Source organism: Chromohalobacter sp. 11-W, from assembly GCF_029889905.1.
In the GTDB taxonomy this organism is placed as follows: domain Bacteria; phylum Pseudomonadota; class Gammaproteobacteria; order Pseudomonadales; family Halomonadaceae; genus Chromohalobacter.
Genome location: NZ_JARANZ010000002.1, coordinates 445,323 through 466,534 on the forward strand (window position 1 = coordinate 445,323; position 21,212 = coordinate 466,534).

15 protein-coding genes are annotated in these 21,212 nt (G+C 59.4%); 8 read left to right on the top strand and 7 right to left on the bottom strand.

Translation table 11 applies throughout. The features are described 5' to 3' along the window. Positions 1-21: 21 nt before the first annotated feature. The 7 genes from OP494_RS04940 to tssJ form a co-directional block, all read right to left on the bottom strand. Positions 22-552, bottom strand: coding sequence for a type VI secretion system tube protein Hcp (locus tag OP494_RS04940; protein WP_280539589.1), 531 nt, complete (start codon positions 550-552; stop codon positions 22-24). A 350-nt stretch (positions 553-902) separates the two neighbouring features. Continuing rightward, entirely contained in the window at positions 903-3,395 is a 2,493-nt protein-coding gene (gene tssM / locus OP494_RS04945) for a type VI secretion system membrane subunit TssM (protein WP_280539590.1), read from the bottom strand. A gap of 27 nt (positions 3,396-3,422) precedes the next feature. Further along, the gene (gene tagF / locus OP494_RS04950) at positions 3,423-4,340 is read right to left on the bottom strand and encodes a type VI secretion system-associated protein TagF (protein WP_280539591.1); all 918 of its coding nucleotides are present in this window, start codon (positions 4,338-4,340) and stop codon (positions 3,423-3,425) included. Between the two features lie 33 nt (positions 4,341-4,373). Beyond that, positions 4,374-8,378: a type VI secretion protein IcmF/TssM N-terminal domain-containing protein gene (locus OP494_RS04955; RefSeq protein ID WP_280539592.1), complete on the bottom strand. Its 4,005-nt coding sequence runs from the start codon at positions 8,376-8,378 to the stop codon at positions 4,374-4,376. 15 nt (positions 8,379-8,393) lie between these two features. Next, positions 8,394-9,107, bottom strand: coding sequence for a type IVB secretion system protein IcmH/DotU (gene icmH / locus OP494_RS04960; RefSeq protein ID WP_280539593.1), 714 nt, complete (start codon positions 9,105-9,107; stop codon positions 8,394-8,396). Next, entirely contained in the window at positions 9,104-10,429 is a 1,326-nt protein-coding gene (tssK, locus tag OP494_RS04965) for a type VI secretion system baseplate subunit TssK (protein ID WP_280539622.1), read from the bottom strand. Before tssK ends, icmH begins: the two co-directional genes overlap by 4 nt. 100 nt (positions 10,430-10,529) lie before the next feature. Next, a complete protein-coding gene (gene tssJ, locus OP494_RS04970; RefSeq protein ID WP_280539594.1) occupies positions 10,530-11,075 on the bottom strand; it encodes a type VI secretion system lipoprotein TssJ in 546 nt (181 codons plus the stop codon). 188 nt (positions 11,076-11,263) lie between these two features. Between tssJ and OP494_RS04975 the strand changes: the two genes are divergently transcribed. The 8 genes from OP494_RS04975 to tssH all read left to right on the top strand — a co-directional run bounded on the left by OP494_RS04975 (position 11,264) and on the right by tssH (position 21,000). Beyond that, complete coding sequence (locus OP494_RS04975) at positions 11,264-11,740, top strand: copper resistance protein NlpE N-terminal domain-containing protein (RefSeq protein ID WP_280539596.1); 477 nt, start codon at positions 11,264-11,266, stop codon at positions 11,738-11,740. 275 nt (positions 11,741-12,015) lie between these two features. Then, entirely contained in the window at positions 12,016-12,771 is a 756-nt protein-coding gene (locus tag OP494_RS04980) for a hypothetical protein (protein WP_280539597.1), read from the top strand. A gap of 59 nt (positions 12,772-12,830) precedes the next feature. After that, entirely contained in the window at positions 12,831-13,364 is a 534-nt protein-coding gene (gene tssB / locus OP494_RS04985; RefSeq protein WP_280539598.1) for a type VI secretion system contractile sheath small subunit, read from the top strand. 11 nt (positions 13,365-13,375) lie between these two features. Further along, complete coding sequence (gene tssC, locus OP494_RS04990; protein WP_280539599.1) at positions 13,376-14,875, top strand: type VI secretion system contractile sheath large subunit; 1,500 nt, start codon at positions 13,376-13,378, stop codon at positions 14,873-14,875. A gap of 101 nt (positions 14,876-14,976) precedes the next feature. Then, positions 14,977-15,459, top strand: a complete 483-nt coding sequence (tssE, locus tag OP494_RS04995) for a type VI secretion system baseplate subunit TssE (protein ID WP_280539600.1) — start codon at positions 14,977-14,979, stop codon at positions 15,457-15,459. Next, a complete protein-coding gene (gene tssF / locus OP494_RS05000) occupies positions 15,459-17,294 on the top strand; it encodes a type VI secretion system baseplate subunit TssF (protein WP_280539601.1) in 1,836 nt (611 codons plus the stop codon). The genes tssE and tssF overlap by 1 nt, the downstream gene beginning before the upstream one ends. Next, complete coding sequence (gene tssG, locus OP494_RS05005) at positions 17,258-18,334, top strand: type VI secretion system baseplate subunit TssG (protein WP_280539602.1); 1,077 nt, start codon at positions 17,258-17,260, stop codon at positions 18,332-18,334. Before tssF ends, tssG begins: the two co-directional genes overlap by 37 nt. Next, complete coding sequence (gene tssH / locus OP494_RS05010) at positions 18,331-21,000, top strand: type VI secretion system ATPase TssH (RefSeq protein ID WP_280539603.1); 2,670 nt, start codon at positions 18,331-18,333, stop codon at positions 20,998-21,000. Before tssG ends, tssH begins: the two co-directional genes overlap by 4 nt. Positions 21,001-21,212 lie beyond the last annotated feature (212 nt).

The following is a 21,212-nucleotide window of genomic DNA, read 5'->3' on the forward strand; positions in this document are numbered from 1 at the left end:
ACAGGGCGTGGGCGCCGCAACTTAGGAATATACTTTGTTGCGGGTACGATCCCAGCCACCGGCAACATTACCGCCGCCCTGGCCATCGGAACGTTTCTGCTGGGTGTAAGTGATCTTGATCCGCGCGTAGTTGAACTTGACTGTCTCGAAGGGCAGATCATGGCGATCTTCGTTTTCGCTCTGCTCAAAGCTGGTGGAAGTGGAAGTTCCTTCCATCTCAGTGGAGGACACGATCACCTCTTCCAGCTTAATCTCCATGTAGCGAATTTTATCGCCACCAGCACGGTTGACATGCAGCACGACTTCCTTGATGTGCTGACCTTTACAGCAGGATTCGAAAAGCTTGGCAGAAGCCTTGTCAACGAATTTCTGGACGCGAAACTCGCTAAGATTCACACGCTCTGCGGAGGCGCCACCGGACGAACTGGCGGTAGCGGACGTTGCCTGGCTGGCCCCGAAATCAAAGCTCTTCAGCTCGATCCAGTCCGGATGCTTGTCATCCAGGCTCTCGCCGGGAATACCATCGATTTTCAAGTACGCATCAAAAGCCATTTTCTCATTGCTCCTTTTCACTCACACACGTCAGGCCACCATCACGTTCGAAAAGATCCCGTTCCAGCGAACGTGACCCGTGGCCCATTTTCAGTTGCCGACCAAGGCAACCATCCCCTACTCAAGCCGCTTTTGCGCTCAAAGAGACGACCTGAATACATGACGCTCAACGCCGCATTTCTCGATAAAAAGCGTTTCAGTACCACTTTCAGAAGACGCAAAACGCTTATTGAGTGGACACCCTCACTTCACGTGGCGCTTCCTGTTTATGTTTCTCATTTCTACCTAACATAAATTATATTATGGCATGTTAATTTTTAAAGTCTTCATTAAAAATTCAAGCACTCTGATCACTGCTGCTTTCGCACCTCGATCTCCACACGACGATTCGGAGCCAGACATTCGATCAACTGCGCCCGTGGCTGATCGTTGTCACAGGTGACCAGCGGCCGTTCACTCCCCGCCCCCTTGGCTTCGATGAGGCCGGCCGGCACGCCCTTCCCGATCAGGTACTGACGAACCGTCATCGCGCGCTGCAGAGAAAGCTGCTGATTGGTAGCCTCGTTACCGATGGGATCGGCATGACCGGTGATCAGGATCTGCCCCAGGTCCTGGGTGTTGAGTAGACGTTCGGCCAACTTGTCCAGCTCCTGCTGGCCCGCCTGCTGCAAGCCGGCGTAGTCGCCACGGCCGAAGGCAAACAAGGTGTCGGACTCGAGTACGATGGTCTCCGTACTGGTCAACGTTTGCTCCAGCAGGCTGTCGATGTAGTTGCGACTGCTCGAGATAAGGAACGCATTGGAGGTGATGCGTGGCACGTCAGAGGCGTGAATCTGTTGGCTGTAGAAATCGACCTGACGACCGGCGTAGCGATAGTCGGCCCGCCCCTCATCTATCTCGGCCCCGGTCTGGCGCTGGATCGCCGGGTACCAGAAGGCCGGCAGGCGGTTGCGCAACACGTCACTGTCGATGTCGGCACGATCCATGTCCGACAGCATCAGGTAGGTATCGAGCGTATTGCGCCCGAACTTGGCCAGGGACTCCGCGCTGTTGTCGCGCGGGCGGGCATAGGGTGCCACGGTGTCCGGCCCGTCCACCGCATGCAACTCATCGGCGGTACGCCGGTAGACGCCGATGGTAGTCAGCGTGAACAGCGAGCGGGTCAGGTTCTGCTCGACCGGTTCGAGCATCACGGATTGTAGACGGTCGAAATACGTCTTGCGGATCGCCGGCTCGATCTCGTCGCCCTGATACAGCCCCCAGCCCATCGACCAGGGCACGCCCCCATCATGGTGCCGCTGATAGTAGTGGCTGCCCCAGTCGCGCAGCGCATCGAGGCTATGCCAGCGCGCATAGTGAGCCTCCCGCTCATCATCCTCGGCCACGGCCTCGGCGAAGGTGTGCGACATCGCCTCGATCTCGCCATGATTGCGCACGGCGGACGTGACCCAGAACGTGCAGACGATGGCCCCCAGCGCAGCGGCAGCCAACGTCCAGCGCAACTTGCGTCGCCGCCCCCGCACGTCGCTGGAGTAGAGCCCGGCCAGGTGCTGATCGGCGATGATGACCTGACGGAACAGGTTGGAGATGAAAAAAGCATGGTTGACGCGCTCGCCCGACAGCCCTTCAGGCTTCGCCAGCGCGAAGTGACGACCGACGCGACTGGCGTGCTCTCCCTCGATGGCATCGCCTTCCTGCAGTGCGCTGACGAAATAGAAACCACGCAGCAGCGGCGCACTCTGGTAAGGGTTGGCATTGGTCAGCGCATCGACGAAACGCGTCAGAGGATCGCGCAGCGCGGCGAGTTCGAGTGGAAACCGGAATGCGGCGACATCGCGCCGGGTCTCGACGACATCGCGCTGCACGATCTCGTCGTCACCGACCTGCAACCAGTGGCGACACAGATTATTTAGTGCGGCATCGAACTGAACGCCCCAGTTGACATCACTGGGCTGCTGATGCGCAAAGGTATGACCGAGCACGTCGCTCTGCCGCTGTGGGTCGAGATGCTCGAAAAAGGTAGTGAAGCCCTCGATCAGGTCGCATTTGGTAAACACCAGATAGATCGGCAACCGCGCTTCCAGATGGTCTCGCGCTTCCTGAATCCTTTCACGCAGACGCCGGGCGAGATTGTTGCGCTGGGTGTCACTGGCCTGCACCACATCGCTGATATTGACCGCGACGATCAGGCCATTGAGCGGACAGTGGCGACGATGTTCTTTGAGCAGCGACAGGAACCCCTTCCATTTACCGGCCTCCTCTTCGCTGTTCATGTAACGCCCGGCGGTATCCAGCAGAATGGCATCGGAGCTGAAGAACCAGTCGCAGTGACGCGTCCCGCCCATACCGGCAACGCGGGCGTTCTCGCGCTCGGCGAAGGGAAAGTTGAGCCCCGACTCGTAGACCATGGTGCTCTTGCCGGCCGCGGGCTGCCCCACGATCATGTACCAGGGCAGCGCGTAAAGCGCGTCGTTACCCCGCTTGCCCTTGCTCTTGCCGCTCTTCTTGAGACGCTCGATGGTCTTCAGCAGGCGTTCGCGCAGCAGGCTGATCTCTTCTCGATCCTGCGGGCTGGCATCGAGTACCGCCGCGTCAGCATCCTCCCGGAGCAAATGCTCGAGATTGCGCTTCTGCCCCACGCCACGGTAGAGCAGCAACACATAGAACGCCGAGGCCAACAGAAAGAGCACGATTCCGCATAGCAGGCTGGCCAGCGACGAAAAGCCCAGCACCACTCCCAGCCACCACACCACGAAGATGGTCGCGAAGAAGAGCAGCCCCAGAATATATGGCTGATACTTGAAGAACGCGTACTTTATATAAGCGAATTTGAAAATTTTCATCAATACGATCTGCTCAAGCTCGGCCGTCTATCGTGCGTCGCACGGGAAACGGTCCATGAAATCGGCCAGACTCAACCGGGTGTCCGGGAGCGGCAAGGTACCGGGGTGCGGCTCGTCTTCCGCGAAGGGCGACAGCACGTCGATACACAGACGTCTGTCCTCCGGATTCGACAGCACTTCGAAGAATTGCTCGGCGCTCTGCCATACCGGCATCAGAAGCAGTCGCGGCCGCATGAAGTCGTCCACCAGCAGGCTCATCACGGGCGTGCCGCTGGGACAGGCGGCACCCAGCCACTGTTGCCAGAGATCGGCGACCGGGCGCTTGAGCCCTCGCTCCGCTGGCAGCGGCAGCATCACCGCCTGCGTGCTGCCCGCTTGCCAGCGGGTCAAGGCGTAGTGCAGCCGGTGCAGGCAGGCGCCGCTGACGAACTCGGGCCACCCCCACTCCAGCGCCTTGGCGACATCCTCGAAGCTGTAGTCGTGCAGAAAGCGCTGATGAATACGTTGATAGAGCACCAAGTCCTGGTCGTTGAGAACCCGCAATTCCTGAATGGCCTCGACTGGGTCGATCGGTGACTGGCCGTGAACCGAGTCGGTCAGGATGTCGCGGGCCTGCCCAGAAAAGATCTCGCCCAGGGTATGGATGTACGGCAGTACTCCGGGTCGCCCTTCCGCCTTCAACATTTGAAAGATGAAGAACGGATAGCGCCGTCCCGAGGCATCCGACGAGCTGATCATCGCCCCGCTTACGTCGCTGCCGTTGCGCGCGTGATAATTGAAGAAGCAGACTGGCAAGGCATCGAAGCGACGCTTCCAGTCGTCGTGGTCGAGAAACTGCAGTAGCGCATTCTGCAACCATTGATCGAGCTCCTGAATAACAACGCCGGCGGCGTTCACCCCCACGAAATCGGCCTTCGCGGGGATCTTGCCAAAGCAGCCGATCATGCCGACTTCCTTCTCATTACCTGGTCATGCCCTTCATTGACCGCTCACCTGCGGTATCCGCAGCGTTTTTATCCGCTTCAGGTCGGAGATCTTCACACCGCCAAAGTTGCGCACGCCGAAGCTGACAGTGCCCATGTAGGTACGCCAACTGAAACGCTGGCGCGCGTTGTCGATGGATGTGACATGAGCGCTTTCGATCATGCGCAGAAAGCCCCAGCGGTTGGGATAGTCGAAGACGGTATGACGCTGTCCATCGCGACTGACGATATCCATGCGAGCCCCGAAGGACTCGCCGTTGCCAGGCCAGATCAGCCGCTCCCAGGACTGGGTGTTATTGCGATAGTGCAGACGCTGTCCATCGATGGTCAGAATGATGTCGGTCAGCCCGGCGGTGGGGTTCATCTGCAATTCGAAGCCGTTCTGCAAGTCCGAGAGGCTGTCGATGACCCGTCCCAGCGCCGTGGCATCGTCGATGCTCGAAAGCATGCGCGGATCCACCATCGATGAGCGCTGACCGCTTCCGGAACCCGCGAGATCGCCGATCTCATCCTGTCGAAACCGCGCCATCACGCCCTCGTCGGGATCGATGAAGTATTCCATGTCGCGCACGGATGCTTCGTTGATCGAATCGCTGACCGGGTAGCGCCCGGCAATCATCTGGTCCCAGGGCGTGACGATCTTGTCGTCCCAGGCGGCGTTGAGTTGATCGCGAGCCGGTTCGTTCAGCGCTTTCCAGGTATCTTCCACCGGCTCGCTGAAAAGTGGCTCCATCGCCTGCACCAAGGGAGCCCGCGAGGTGTCCACGCGCGACGCCACGAAGTTGCGCAGGCCGTTGATCTCGGTTGGCTGGCCGCCGAGCGTCGCCATGATCAGTGACTTGCTGCTGCGCCCCACGTTCTGGGCACTGCGCACGTTATCCACGCGTGCCTTGAGCTGTCGCAGGTCCAGCAGATATTGATTGAGGACGGAGTTGTCGCTTCCCGTTGCCTCGTCCACGGATAACATGCGCGTCACCGGACGAAAGTGACGCGCCAGCGCGCCATCGTTGATACGCGGCAACGTTGTCGGGTCCACCGCCGGCCCATTGCCATCGCTGCCGTCGAAGACGCTCATCACGCGTCCCCAGAAGCTTTGATCCTGCGCCTTGCCGCCGGCATCTCCCTCTTCTGCGGACGCCTTGGGGTCATCCCAGCCCGTATTGGCCTTGACCGCCTCCAGTACCTGACGAAGGGGCGAGCCCTGCAGATCGCTGAGCTGCGCCAGGCGGACACTGGCCTGGTCCAGGGTGTCGAAGTCGGCGACATGAGTGTCATCGAGGAAGCGTTCCCAGGCGATGGCGTAGTCACGCTTGTAGCGCGTCATCAGTTGGCTGACGAAACGTGCCTTCGATTGCACCGCATCATCCACATTCTCGTCGTCGAGCACCCAGTCCGATTCGCGCCGCAGATCGCCGGACACGGTTTCGATGATCGCCGGCCGTAGATACTCGTGCCAGACCCGCTGGGTGTAGAACGCCGGCACTGCGCGACTGGTGTAGAACAGACGCCCCTCCATGTCCGGCGCCATGCGCGACAGAGTCAGAGGATCAAAGCGTTTCTCGACTTCGAGCTGGTAGCGCAGGTACGCCCGGTCAACGAGGCTGCTGTCGATAAGGAAGGCGTTGAGCCGATCACGGCTATCGGCGACCAGCGCCTCGTCACGCGCCAAAGCGGGTGCCGTGCCCTGCTGCAGGTAGTGCACGTAGAGCGCGGCGTTGTCCATGATGCTATCGCGAGAGGTCGCCAGGTCACGGCGGTCGACGTAATCGGCCCACAGCCGAGGCAGCGCCGAGGCAACGAAATCGCCCTGGTCGCGGTGAGACGTGGGGTCGGTGAGAATCAGATAAAGCTTCAGCGACGAGTAGCTCTCGATCAGCTGCTCGATGCCCCGCTGTGTAAGCTTGGTCAACATCTCCTCGGAGAGCGACGGCCCCTGCTCGCCAGAGAGAGTCAGAGACGCTTCCTCACCTTCGGCGTTTCCGACCGTCGTTCCCAATGCACTGGTGCGGTCGCGCAACCCCTCCTCGAGCGAAGTCTCTGCACTGCTGCGCGCGGAATACCAGGCATCCCGGGCACTGTCGGTCGTGCGCGAGCGCAACTCGCTGCGCGTACGGCTGCCGAGTTCGGAGGCGCTGGTCGGCACACTGCCAAGCGTCGGGCGCGATGTGGAACGCTCCTGCATGCGATCCATGGCATCGGCACCAATCTGGCGGCCCCCCTCGCCGACGGCAGCGGAAGCAGTGCTCGTCGCCGACGGTTCGGTCGGCGATGCGGATGCAGCCTCATCCGTTTCCCCGCGTGTGCCGAGCTCGTCGTCGCCGTTGCCGAACGCTCGAAGAGAACGGAGCTGGCTTGCAAGCCGCATGGAGAGCGGCTCCAGCACATCGCGTTCGAACAGTGCGGACCATGCCTGCTTGAGTGGCGCACGCAACGCATCGCCCTGATAGAGCCCCAGATCGAGTCGCAACGGCACGCCGGTCTCGCGATGCCGTTCGATCGCCGCCAATTGCCGCTCGAGATCGTCGAGCAGTTCAAGTCGTTCCTGCGGTGCCAGGTATCCGGTGCTGTTACCGGCGGTGAGCGCCGACACCTCATTCTGGAGATGATCGAGCCACTGCTTATTGTTGTAGGCCGACCAGCCCTGAGCGGCGATGGCCGCCACTCCCAGAGCGCCGACGGTACCGATCATAAAGGTCGGCAGCGAGCGCCGGTCACCGTCCCGGGAGTAGTAAAGGCTCAGGTTGCGGTCTGGAAAGATGACGTTCCGGAACGTGTCGGTAATGAAGTAGCTGCGCTCTCCGCGATGCGCCGTATTGTCAGGCTCAGCACTCGGCGCCAGCGCGAAGGTATCACGAGTCTGCTCGTCGAGCAGCGCCGGCAGTGCCGGACCGCTCTGCAAGGCGCTGGTGAAATAGAGACCGCGCAGCACCGGCGCCTGATCAGTGTTGCTCTGGATATCGAACTGCTCGAGGAAATCGCTGAGTACCCCGAATAGCTCGGCAAAGTAATCGGGAAAGCGCAGCAGTTCGCTGTCGGCATCGGCTCCCTCTTCCACCATGCGCGCGTCGACCCGCGCACGCAGCGTACTGACCAGCCCCGGGAAGCGCTGCTGGAATGCACTTGTCACTCCCTGGCGACGCACTTCATCGAGCGAGAACGTCAGTCCCCAAGGCGCCTGGCGCTCGGCGGCATCCAGCGCCTCGAAGGTGCGCGTGAAGCCGGGCAACAGGTCGGCCTTGCTGAAGAAAAGATAGACCGGCGGATTGATGCCCAGACAGCTGCGATACTCCGTCACCCTCGTCACCAGCTGCTCAGCCAGGGCGTGCGCTGCCTGGCGCGACTGTTCGAGCAACTCCGGCAAGCTGACCACCAGCACCAACCCGTTGATCGCGGGCTTGCGCCGCTGCTTGCGCAGGGTCTTGAGGAAGTCGGCAAACTCGCTCGCGGGGCGATCCTCGACCAGATAGCGACCGGCCGTGTCGATCATCACGGCTTCACGGCTGAAGTACCAGTCACAGTGCTGGGTGCCACTGACGGCCGACAGGTTACCGCCACCGGCCATGGTCGCCGAAAGCGACGAGCGGGTCAGCAACGAGGTCTTGCCCGAGGCCGACATGCCCACGACCAAATACCACGGTAGCTCGTAGAGAGAAGCCTTGCCGCCATCGACCGAGCGCGCTGCACGCTGCATCGCCATGGCATGCTTGAGCCGCTCACTGAGCACCTGATAATCGCCGGGTTCGTTCTCGGCGGCTTCACGATGCACCTCGAGTTCTACCAAGTTTTCGATGTTGCGCTCGGCGCGAATACGATGGTATTGGCGCAGCACGACCACCAACAGCCATGCTGCCGTCACCAGCGACATGGCAATGAAGATCAGCTCGCGCTCGCTCGTCAGCAGCGGTAATAGCAATACGCAGAGTGCCAGCCCAGCCAACCAGAGAACGATGGAGAGCGGCCAGAAGCCCTTGAGCGAGCGCAAAAATCGTAGAAAACGCATCTCGTCGCTCGCTTCTTAGTGGTGAGTGTTGAAAAGCTGCTGGATTTGCGCGATCAACGCATCGGTCTCGCTGCCGAGCCACCAGCTCAAGCTGCCATAGACGATCAGGCAGGCCATGGCGATGCCTAGCAGGTATACCCAGAGTGGAATTTCATAACGCAGCAACTGACCGACCTGATCCGGCAATTTCCAGCTCTCGCGGCTGTCGGCCGCGCTCTTGCGGTAGCGTGCGATGTCTCGGCCCAGCGTGCTGGCCAGGTACTTCAACTGGTCACGATTCTCCAGGCTGTACTTCCCTTCGAAACCCAGTGCCAGACAGAGGTGATAAACCTCGAGCACATCCAGATTGGCACGTACATCACCACGCAGACTTTCCAGGCGGTCGAAGAACCCTTCCCCCGCGAGGTGCATCCCAAAATAGCGGTACTGGAACGGATGCAGCTCGACATGTTCGCGAATATTACCCGCGCCGCCCTTGAGCACACTCTCATCGAGGAAGGCGCACAGCGCATACTGGGCATCCTGAACCGCATCAGCGCTATAGTTCTCGGCCCGTGCCTTCTCCTCGAACTCGCGCAACCACTGGTCCACACGCTCGAGAAAGCGCTCAACGCTATCGGCCTGCTGCCCCCGACGCACCATCAACACCATGGAGATGAAATCGCGCGACAGCGTCTTGAGGGTGCGGGACTCGGCAATATCGGAAGAGTGAGCAAAGGCCTCGGTCATTTCATCACCGCCATCAATTCAATGCTGAGATTCTTGAACCCACTGGGCACGTAAAAGGCAATCGCCTGCGCCTCCATCATTCGTTCATAGACGGCGCCGTGGGGCTCGAGCGCGAAATAGTGGTTGTCCAATCGTACCGGGATCGCGCTGGGCAGGCGCGAGGCATGGGTCAACGTGCCACCCGGCATGGCGGTATTGACCACCACCTCGATATCTTCGGGTGAACCTACCTTGAATGCCCTGGGTACCAACTCGAGAATCCTCGCCCCGGGCATGTCGGCATGCACGCTGATATAGAAGTCGGCGTCCTTGAGACGCTCATCGTTGAGCCGCCCGATATAGTAGGAAGAACGCGTCTGCTCAAGCGGGATCGGGATATATTGATTGGGTACCACGACCTCGAGTAACTCGCGCAAGATGCTTTCCAGTCCGCGTAACGCCGGGGCCGGATCACGATGGTCATATTCCGGAATGTCCGCCAGCCGGTGAGACATCGAGAATGTCATCAAACTGGCAGCCAGCTCCGCCAAGAAACGATAGAGCATCTCGGGGTGGAACCTAGGGTGTGACAACAGATGGGCCAGTTGTGGATACGCGCGATTAATGGTCTGCAGCAGCCAGAAAAGTGTGACATCGCTGGAGCCGAATTCCGCCACCTGATCCGCACGTTCCCTGCGACGTCCCGAAAGCGCCTCACTACGCGCCTGGAGCATCCCAATCAACCGATTGGCGATGTCAAATGGCAGTGAAACCGCATCGATATGCAGCGCGGGGGGCATGAACTCGTCACCGTCGAGACTAAATCCACCTGCGGCATTGCGCTTGAGCAATGCTATCGGACAGTGAGTGAAGCCATCCAGGCTATCCCCCTCCATGAGCAGGGTCACGTTGAGCTCCAGTGTTCCCAGCTCGTTTTCGACCGCTCCTTCATTGAGATCGGGGCGCGTTTCGAAGCGCTGCACGAAGCGGCGCCCCCCATGGCGAGGCGCATCATTATAGAGATAGCTTGGTGACTGAGGCTCTAAAGCGCGCAATGCCGCATAAATCTTGACCTCACCATTGCGTGCCAGATCGTCCAGACTGCGCCCCGGCGGTAAGGGGTCGTGCTGTGGCGCATCGATCATGGAACCATCGGGAAACACCAGTTTGAGACGTGTCAGGCGCAGCGTACCTCGATCAAGCGCACCATCGTCGATGGCAAGCTCCTGCACCCCCCACTGAAAGGGATGCTGGGCATGGCGCAACTCGGTCAACTGCCGCTGGTGAAACTCATCTTGGTACTGAAAATGCTGCGGAAGGAGGAACATTCCCTCCGACCACATAATGCGATTGTATTTGCTCACGTCCCTGCCCCGAATCTTTCGATGGTAATCCTGCAAGAGCCGACGACACGCGGCTCACTAGCTCTCAATACCCAACACGCTACTCATCAAGCAGGTTCTGGCCTCTTTCGATCTCGATACGGCTGTCGACCAAGTGAAGACGAATACCCTCGGAAGCGCTCAGCAAGCCATCGCTGCGGAGCTCGTCGGCGTCAAAAACGACATTCCATCTTCCATCAACGGTATTGCGATAAAACGCCGCCACACCGACGAACTGAGCTTTGGGATCCAGCACCGAGGTATCGACTTTCTTCTGGTTCGGCATGAGTGTGATCTCACGTTGAGACACCAGGCTGCTGCCGAGCACACTCTTGCCATCACTCCATAGCGCACGCGGCGAGGCCATAGCGAAGGCTCCCTGCTCGGACAGTTGATAAATTCGAACTACCACGGAAAGCGGATCGTGATCTACGTCCGGATTCACCATCTCGTCGGCATCGACGGTGACGCGCACCCGCTCCTCATTGCCGAACAGGTCGCCTGCCCAGGTACCCGCGAAGCGATTACCAACCCGATCAGCCACGCCACACCCTGCGATCGAGATCATTAGTAGTAGCATTCCCCAGTTGCGTATGGACGCTGTCATTGCCGTCTCATTCACTCTTTTGCTTAGCCAATGGAAGGGCTGTAGCGGCTGATGGCACGAGCCATTACAAGAAAAATATTCAAGCCAACCCCAATCGGGCGACACCTTAACAGGTTTAGACGTTATAATAAGTACCAAATTTAACATTTACTTATGTTGTAACATTTATTTACACAATGAGATACACGATGACAACATCCATGCGCTGGCACCTGCCAATACTCATTTCTCTTACGCTTGCCGCGTGCGCTGGCACTCCTCAAACACAGGTAGACTATGTACCCTCTACCGAGAAGTTCGAAGGGACCTTGCCCTGCGATGATTGTAGTGGTATTGACACGACACTCGTGTTAAAGCGTAACGCCATCACCGGAGAACCCCGCAGCTTCTACTTGCACGAAACTCGGATCGATGCACCTGGCGGCGAACGTGTCGATACGAGCTGGGGGAAATGGGCGAAAAGTCGGGATGTTAGTGATTTCGAACGCAAAATCTACGTATTGCACCCGGAAGTCGGCACAGCCCATGTCTACGTTCCCCAGAAAAACGGTGATTTACAGCCATTGGGCGCACGAGGCGCGCCACTTACCGACGACAACGATCAAGACATCATGCTTCAACGCATGACACCGAATCTGACGCTGTCAGCAAGTACCACAGAATAACTGTGTTTTGAAGACGGTAACGGATAAGCAACAACTTATGCTAGAGTAACGCACAAACCGATTCTGGCTTATTTGTAAGAGATAACCTACATCGCTAATAGTGCATCACTGAAACGCCTGCAACACATCCAATGCAGTTGCGAACCAGGTCACCGTTTAACGGCATGCGGATGTGTACAGCATGGCACCAAGCTTCAAAGCGGCAACCGAAAATGTGCCGTCAACGTTTTTATCGGATAGGGCTCTAGCTAACGCGCTCGCCTCAGGAATCGATCATGACGCAGTCTTTCGATATAGATAGCTTCATACGCTCCCGTAAGCAGACCCGGGCCGTATCCGACTTGCTCAAGGCACAGGCGGCCGACTACCTGACCACACTGGCGTCACTCGTGCGGCCGCAACCGCTGTTTGGCGAATATCTGCAAGGTGCACCAAAGGGGAGTGGCCGAGAAACTCAGCACCATTTCAAGGAATTCCGCACGCTATTCGATGAACATGCGGCACAGCGCCCTTTCAATTTGATCAACGAGCTCGAGGTACCGCTCAACATCATCAACTCGACGCCCGAGCTGTTCCCCCTGGAATACGATCACGCCCTGCCTGATGGCAGCAAAGTACGCGTCACCAGCCCAGTTCGCTGGGTGGTGGGATATGCCTCTTTCGACCTCACTCGATTTCGCCAGGTGATACACGACCCCAATCGCAGCGGCTCGGAGCTGCATCGCTTCGTGGTGCACTACTTGATGCTTTTCCACTGTTTCAGCCGTGCCCCTGGGTTAGGCCGCCTATTCAAGGGGTTACGTTTTCCTGTGGGTTTCCAGCAACTAGACGATTTCGGCAACCTGCCGTTTTGCGTTATCGGCTCACCGGTCACCTCTGCCCTCCCGGCGGACGAGATCATTCGGCACAGCACCGAAATCGCCGGCAACGACAGCTTTGAAGAGCTTATCGCCGAGGACGCCATCGACGCGATGCAAGATGACCTTCGTGAACAATTGATTCGGGTACTCAGCGAAGCATCGTCTCGCTAGCCGGGTGACAGGCACCCAACCACCACAACGCTATCGCCATATCGAAAGAGGATCTTTGCATGGCCAAGAACGAAAGCACTCAGCACAAGCTCTCCCGCGTAAGGGCACCTCGCGTGCACCTCACCTATGACGTTGAAATCGGCGACAGCATCGAGAAAAAGGAACTGCCGTTCGTGGTCGGCGTCATGGGCGACTATTCAGGCAACCCGCTCGAGCCCTTGCCACGCCTGAAGGACCGCAAGTTCGTCAACATCGACCGTGACAACTTCGATAGCGTCATGAAAGGCATCAAGCCGCGGCTGAGCTACCGCGTCGACAACACATTGGCCAACGACGGCTCGCAGCTTCCGGTGGAGCTCAACTTCAAACGCATGGAAGATTTCGAGCCCCAGGAGGTCGTGCGCCAGGTCGAGCCGTTGCGCAAGCTGCTCGAGGTTCGCAACAAGCTGGCAGACCTGCGCAACAAGATGGGCGGCAACGACAAGCTCGAAGAACTGTTGATGGACGTTCTTCAGAACACGGACAAGCTCCAGACCCTGGGCGAAGAGCTGGGTCGAGAAGCTGCTGCGAAGCCGCAGAACGAAAAGGAATAACGGGGGTTCTCATGGCCGACAATCAAACCGACAAGACATCGCAGACCGATACCCAGGAAGTCTTCGCGCCGGAGACGTCATTGCTGGACAGCATCATTTCGGAAAGCCGCGTAGCACGTTCGGAAACCGAGCGCACTCGCACTCGTGACCTGATCGACGAACTGGTCAATCAAGTGCTGGAGGGAGAAGTCACCCCGAGCAAGGACCTGATCGCCGTCCTCGACTCGCGTATCGCCGAAATCGATTCACTGCTGTCGGACCAGCTCAATGAAGTGATGCATGCCAGCGAATTCCAGCAGCTCGAATCGTCCTGGCGCGGCCTCAAGTATCTGACCGATCAGTCCGAGACCAGCACCAACATGAAAATCCACATGTTGAATGCGTCCAAGAAAGACCTGGTCAAGGACCTCAAGTCAGCGTCCGAGTTCGACCAGAGCGCGTTATTCAAGAAGGTCTACGAAGAAGAGTACGGCACCTTCGGTGGCGCACCCTACGGCATGATGATCGGCGACTACGAATTCGGCCGCCACCCGCAGGACATGTATCTTCTGGAACAGGTTTCCCATGTCGCGGCCGCCGCGCACGCGCCGTTCATCTCCTCGGCTTCGCCGGAACTGTTCGGCTGGGACTCGTTCACCGACATGACCGGCCCGCGGGATCTGGCCAAAATCTTCGATACGGTCGAATATGCCAAGTGGAAGTCCTTCCGCAATTCCGAGGATGCCCGCTACGTCGGTTTGACACTACCGCACGTTCTGGGTCGCCTGCCCTATGGTGAGGACACCACCCCGGTAGAAGAATTCAACTTCACCGAGAACGTCGACGGACGCGATCACCACAAATACCTATGGATGAACGCCGCCTACACCATGGGCGCCCGCGTTACCGATGCGTTTTCCAAATACGGCTGGTGCGTCGCGATTCGCGGTGTCGAAGGCGGCGGCCTGGTCGAGGACCTGCCGACCCATACCTTCCAGACCGACGACGGCGAAGTGGCCCTCAAGTGCCCCACCGAGATCTCGATCACAGACCGTCGCGAGAAAGAGCTGTCCGACCTGGGCTTCATTCCACTGGTGCACTGCAAGGGTACCGACTACGCCGCTTTCTTCGGCACCCAGTCGGCCCAGTTGCCGAAGCAGTACAACACCGATGTGGCCAATGCCAATGCGCGCCTTTCCTCGCAGTTGCAGTACATCTTCGCCACCTCGCGCATCGCTCACTTCATGAAGGCCATCATGCGCGACAAGGTCGGCAGTTTCGCCTCTCGCCAGAACGTCGAGGACTACCTCAACGAATGGCTGTCGCAATACGTACTGTTGGACGACAACGCCGGCCAGGAAGCCAAGGCCCAATACCCGTTGCGCGAAGCCCGTGTGGAAGTCGCCGAGGTGCCCGGCAAGCCTGGTTCATACAAGGCGGTCACCTTCCTGCGTCCGCACTATCAGCTAGACGAGCTGACCGCGTCACTGCGCTTGGTGTCCGAATTGCCGCAGTCGACTCGCGGCTCCTGAAGCTCGCGTCAGCATCGCAGGCACCAGGGTCCGACTCTCCCGGTGCCTGCTTGCCAGCCCGCTAGACGTCAATGACGCCGCCGATATGCCAAGGAGTGGTCATGAGCGAACCGTTGCAGATGATACCCACCCTGCTCGACCGCCTGCTCGATGATGAGCCACAGCACTCGAGCGAAGTGCAGCCCGGCCATCGCTGTTCCTTGGGGGATTACAAGCAATCGGTGGTGCGCGATCTAGAACTGCTGGTCAACACGAGACGTGAACTGGTAGCTGAGGAACTGGATGGATGGCCAACGCTGCAGGGCACACTACTCGACTACGGACTACCGGACTTCATCAGCCGCGGCGTTCGCAGTACCGAGGACCGTCGGCTGATCCAACGTCAGTTGGAGCGCACCATCGAGCAAGGTGATAAACGCTTCAATAGCGTGCACGTCCAGTTGCTCAATCAGGACAGTCACGATCGTATCCTGCAGTTTCGTATCGAAGCGGTGCTCTCTCTGAGCGAGGCGAGCCAGCGCGTCGCCTTCGATGCCGTACTGCAAGTCAACACCCGTCAATACAAGGTGCAGAACCTGATCTGATGCTCGACGACCTGCTCCCCTACTATGAGAAGGAACTCTCGCACCTGCGCTTTCTAGGCCAGGAGTTCGCTCAACGGTATCCCAAGATCGCCTCGCGCCTTCTGCTCGAGGGAGATGACTGCGAAGATCCGCATGCCGAGCGCATGATCGAGTCGTTCGCGTTTCTCAGTGCTCGTGTGCACAAGAAACTCGACGACGACTTCCCTGAGATCGTCGAATCCTTCCTCGATGTACTCTATCCACATTACCTACGTCCAACGCCGTCGCTGTCGATCGTCGAGTTCGACCCCGGTGCCCAGACGTCCTTGACCGGTGTCTACCACTTGCCTCGACACACTGCGCTGCATTCCAGACCAGTGGAGGACACTTTCTGCCGTTTCCGCACCTGCTATCCGGTGGATGTCTGGCCGGTGGTACTCAGCGGTGCCGAGATGACTCGCCTCGAGCGCTCGTCGTTCAATCCGCACGGCAATGACAACGTCGCCAAGCTGACATTGTCACTGGAAAGCCTCGGCAATACCGATTTCGGCAAACTGGACATGGACCGGCTGCGCATCTTTCTCGACGGTGAAGGCAGCCTGATGCACCCGCTCTACGAACTGCTGTTCAACAACGTGACGCGGGTCTCGGTGAGCTTCGTCGATAACGGTCAAAGGCGTGAGATTGGGCTGGCGCCGGATGCCATCACACCGGTCGGCTTCAGCCACGACGAGGGGTTGATCGATTATTCGGAACGCTCGTTTCTCGGGTACCGGCTGCTCCATGAATATTTCACCTTTCCCGAGAAATTCCTGTTCTTCGACCTGAACGGCTTGGCGCGCCCCCTTGCCGGCAAGCCGGTAACGCAGGTCCAGGTTCACTTCCTGTTCGGGGACTATGACCAGCACGAGCGCCTTGCTCGGCTGGCACAGACCGTGGGGCGCCATAATTTCCGGCTAGGCTGCACGCCTGTGGTCAACCTGTTCCCGCAACAGGCCGAGCCGATCAAGCTCAGCCACACGCGTCACGAGTATCCGGTCGTCCCGGACGTCCGCCATGCACGCTCCACCGAAATCGTGTCGATCGACGAGGTCACTCGTGTCGTGCGCACCGCGACGCAGGATGAAGTCGCCCCGTGCCTGCCATTCTTCGAGCCACGTAATAGCGAAAAGCAAACCCGTCAGAGCTATTGGATCGCACGCCGAGTAGCCTCGGAGAACGCTCGCGATCCAGGCACGGAGCTACGCCTGCGCGTGGTCGACCGCGAGCTCGAAATGCTGAATGCCAGCAGCGATACCCTGAGCCTCAAACTGACCTGCAGCAATCGCGACCTCCCTCAACTGATGACCTTCGGTCATCCCCAGGGAGATTTCACCCTTGAGCGCGAGCAGGTCGTGCAGCAGATCCGCTGTCTGCGCAAACCGACGCCACCGGCTCGTCCGCCCATGGGCAAGGGCGTGATCTGGCGGCTGATCTCGCACCTTTCTCTCAATCATATGTCGCTGGTATCGAATGGCCGTGAAGCACTGATGGAACTGCTCTCGCTTTATAACTACCGTCAGGCCTCAGCGATCCGCAAACAGATCAACGGCATCGTCTCGATTTCCAGTGAACCGGTGATGACCCGCATCGGTCACCCGCGCCCCGCTTTCGTACGAGGCACCGGCATTACCCTGGAACTCGACGAGAGCCAGTTCACTGGCAGCGGTATTTACCTGTTCGGTATGGTGCTGGATCACTTCTTCGGTCAGTACTGCAGCCTCAACAGTTTCACTCAACTTACCCTGCGCTCTCGTCAGCGCGAACAGCGAGTCGCCCAATGGCAACCGAGAACCGGTACTCAGCCCCTGGTCTGATCGACCAAGCGCGCGCCGAGCCCTGGCGATTCGGGTTCTTTCAGCTCGTGCGCCTGCTGCGTTTGCACTATAGCCGCAACGGACGCATCGATCCGGAGAACCGGCCACACCAGGATCCACTGCGCTTTCGTTCGCTGCTGTCGCTGAATTTCCCGCCCAGCGAGATCAGCGATCTGACATTCGAGAGCGACAAGACTCGCGCCGCCAACGGCGAACCATTGAGCGAGATTCAGGTCACGTTCATGGGCCTGGTCGGTCCGTCCGGCGTACTGCCGCGCCCCTATACTGAGTTGCTGATCAACCGGCACATGGAAAAGCGTGATGACGCCGCCCACGCGTTCATGGACGTTTTCTCGCACCGCATGACGGCCCTGTTCTACGAGGCGTGGCAGAAGTATCGCTTCCATATCGAATACGAGCGCAAGGGCAGCGCCGACTTCGAAGACTGGCTACTGCACCTGGTGGGCTTCACGCCCACGACCATGGAAAAAGCGCTCGACCGCGATGACGACGCGACGTCGCTGCGGCGTAACCTTTTCAGTTGGTTTTCCGGGCTCTGGAGCCAACGCCCTCGCAATGCCGGCAATCTCGAGGCGATTCTGGAATACACTTTCCAGTTTCCCTGCCGCGTAAAGCCCTTCACCGGTCGCTGGATAAACTTGGCCCCGGAACAGTACACCCGACTCGGTCAGGCCAATGCCAAGCTCGGCGAAAGTGCCATCGCAGGAACGCGGGTGCGCGACTACCAATCGGCATTCCGGATTTCCTTTGGCCCACTCGACCTGGACGCCTACCGCTCGTTGCTGCCAGAGACCGAAGACCACCAGAAATTGCTGAAACTGGTGCGCTTCTATGCGGGCATCGAGCTCGACTTCGAGATCGAACTCATCCTCGACAAGGACTGCATCCCTGCTCCCCAGCTGGGGGCGGGTGGCAATCCCGTTCTAGGACGCCTGGGTTGGCTCAACCCAAGCGACCGACCGGCCGACTCCCACGGCCATGCACTCTTCGACATTCCCTTTGATGGAGCCACGGCGTGAGTCTCAAATCCCTCTTCGACAAACTCAACGATCCTAGCCGCGAGGCCACCGAAGGCGCGGCGGCTCTCTGCCTGGCCGAGCGCCAGTACGATGTCGACATCGAACACCTGCTTCTCAAGCTTCTGGACAGCGACGATAACGATTTCCTGCGCGTAACGCGTCATTACGACGTGTCGCTCGAGCGTCTCGCGACGCAACTCGAAGAAACGGTGTCGACCTTCAAGACCGGCAATACCCGCACGCCTGCGCTGTCACCACGCATTACCCGGTTGATCGAGCGTGCCTGGGTGATCGCCTCGATCGACCAGGGCGAGGCTCAGGTGCGCAGCGGCCACCTGCTGCTGGCCCTGCTAAAGGACGACGAACTGCGTCGCGTGCTGCTCGATGGCGCCCGTGAACTCGAACGCATCAACGTCGACGATCTCCAGGCACATCTCAATGACCTGATCAGCGGCAGTAGCGAAGATCAGCACGTGCGTCCGCTCGGCGAAGACGCGAACGCTGGCGATCAAGCCAATGGCCCGTCAACGGATGCCGAACGTAGCGGTGGACGTAACGGCAAGAGCAAGACGCCGGCCCTGGATCAGTACACCCTCGACCTGACTGGCAACGCCCGCGCCGGTCGCATCGACCCAGTGCTCGGCCGCGAGGAGGAAGTCCGCCAGATGGTGGATATCCTCACCCGCCGACGCCAGAACAACCCGATTCTCACCGGTGAAGCCGGCGTCGGGAAAACAGCCGTCGTCGAGGGGCTGGCGCTGCGCATCATCGACGGCGATGTGCCGCCACCGCTCAAGAACGTCGAACTGCGCACGCTCGATCTCGGCCTTCTCCAGGCCGGGGCTGGCGTCAAGGGCGAGTTCGAGAGCCGTCTCAAGAACGTGATCGAGGAAACCAAGCGCAGTCTGCATCCAATCATCTTGTTCATCGACGAAGCCCACACGCTGATCGGCAGCGGCGCTCAAGCCGGCCAAGGCGATGCCGCCAACCTGCTCAAGCCAGCGCTGGCACGCGGCGAACTACGCACCATCGCCGCCACCACCTGGGCCGAGTACAAGAAGTACTTCGAAAAGGACGCGGCGCTGGCCCGCCGCTTCCAAGTGGTCAAGGTCGAAGAACCGGCCGAACCGGTGGCCATCAATATGCTGCGTGGCTTGAACGAGCGCATGCAGGATCACCACAAGGTCACCATTCTCGATGACGCCATCGTTCAGGCCGTACGTCTATCGCATCGCTACATCACCGGCCGCCAGTTGCCGGACAAGGCGGTCAGCGTGCTCGACACCGCCTGCGCGCGTGTCGCCCTGGCGCAGTCCTCGCAGCCGGCGGCACTCGAGGACGCACATCACCGCGTCGACAATCTCGAAAGCGAGATCGCCGTTCTCAAACGCGAACAGCGTGAAGGCACCGACCACACCGAAACGCTCGCCGCGCTCGACGAACAGCTTTCCGCGACCCAGAGCGAGATCGATGACCTGAGCGCGCGCTGGGAGCGTGAGCAGGAGATCGTGACGCGTCTCAAAGAACTGGAAACAGAACGAGAAACCATCGAGGCCGGCAAGCAGGAGGGAAACGCCGATGCGCTGAGCCGTCAAATCGGCGACATCCGCCGCGAACTCGCCGAGGTACAGGGCGAGCACTCGCTGGTGCACGGCCATGTCGACGGCAACGTGATCGCCGAGGTAATCTCCAACTGGACCGGCATTCCGCTGGGCAAGATGATGCGCGACGAGATCGCCACCGTGCAGCAGTTGCCCGCACTGCTTGGCGAGCGCGTACTGGGGCAGGACCATGCACTCGCCGAAATCGGCAAGCGCATCACCATCTCGCGTGCGCGGATGGAAGACCCCAATAAGCCGATCGGCGTATTCCTATTGCTTGGCCCCAGCGGCGTCGGCAAGACCGAGACCGCGCTGTCGCTGGCCGACACGCTCTACGGCGGCGAGCGCAACGTCATCACCATCAATATGTCCGAATATCAGGAAGCGCACACCGTCTCCAGTCTCAAGGGTTCACCTCCCGGCTATGTCGGCTATGGCGAAGGCGGTGTGCTGACCGAGGCCGTGCGACGCAAGCCCTACAGCGTGGTGCTGCTGGATGAGGTCGAGAAAGCGCATCCGGACGTACTGGAGCTGTTCTTCCAGGTGTTCGACAAGGGCGTGCTGGACGACGGCGAAGGCCGCGAGATCAACTTTCGCAATACCGTGATCCTGCTCACGTCCAACGTCGGCACCGATGACATCATGCAGCAATGCCTGGGCACGGACACGCTCCCCGCCCCCGAAACCATAGTCGATAGCCTGCGCGATCGACTCAACGCGGTATTCAAGCCCGCCTTCCTGGGGCGTCTGAACATCATTCCCTACTACCCGGTACAAAAAGAGATTCTGAACAACATCGTTCGGCTCAAGCTCGACCGGATCAAAAATCGCTTCGAGTACAACCACCGCGCCGACTTCGAGTACGACCCAGCGATCATCGATGCCGTCGCCGAACGCTGCACCGACAGTGATAGCGGCGCGCGCAATATCGACAACATCCTCGCTGGCAGCCTGATGCCCACTATCGCCGCCCAGGTGCTAGACCGCATGGCCACTGGCGAGGCGATAGAGAAGCTGACCGTCAGCCTTAATGACCAAGGCGAGTTCGCATATGACCTGCGCTGAGTCGATGCCGCATCTAGTGAAAGAGCCAACGAGGTAAAGTCATGGCAGATTTAACAACGCTGGACAGTTTACTGGACACCTTCGATATCGACCTGTCGCCGTCGCAGCGGCTGCTGACGTTGGACATTGCCGGGGCGTCGCTGCTGCCGCATCGCCTGGTGGGCGAGGAGCGTGTCAGCGCCCCGTTCACCTACACGCTTGACTGCATCTCC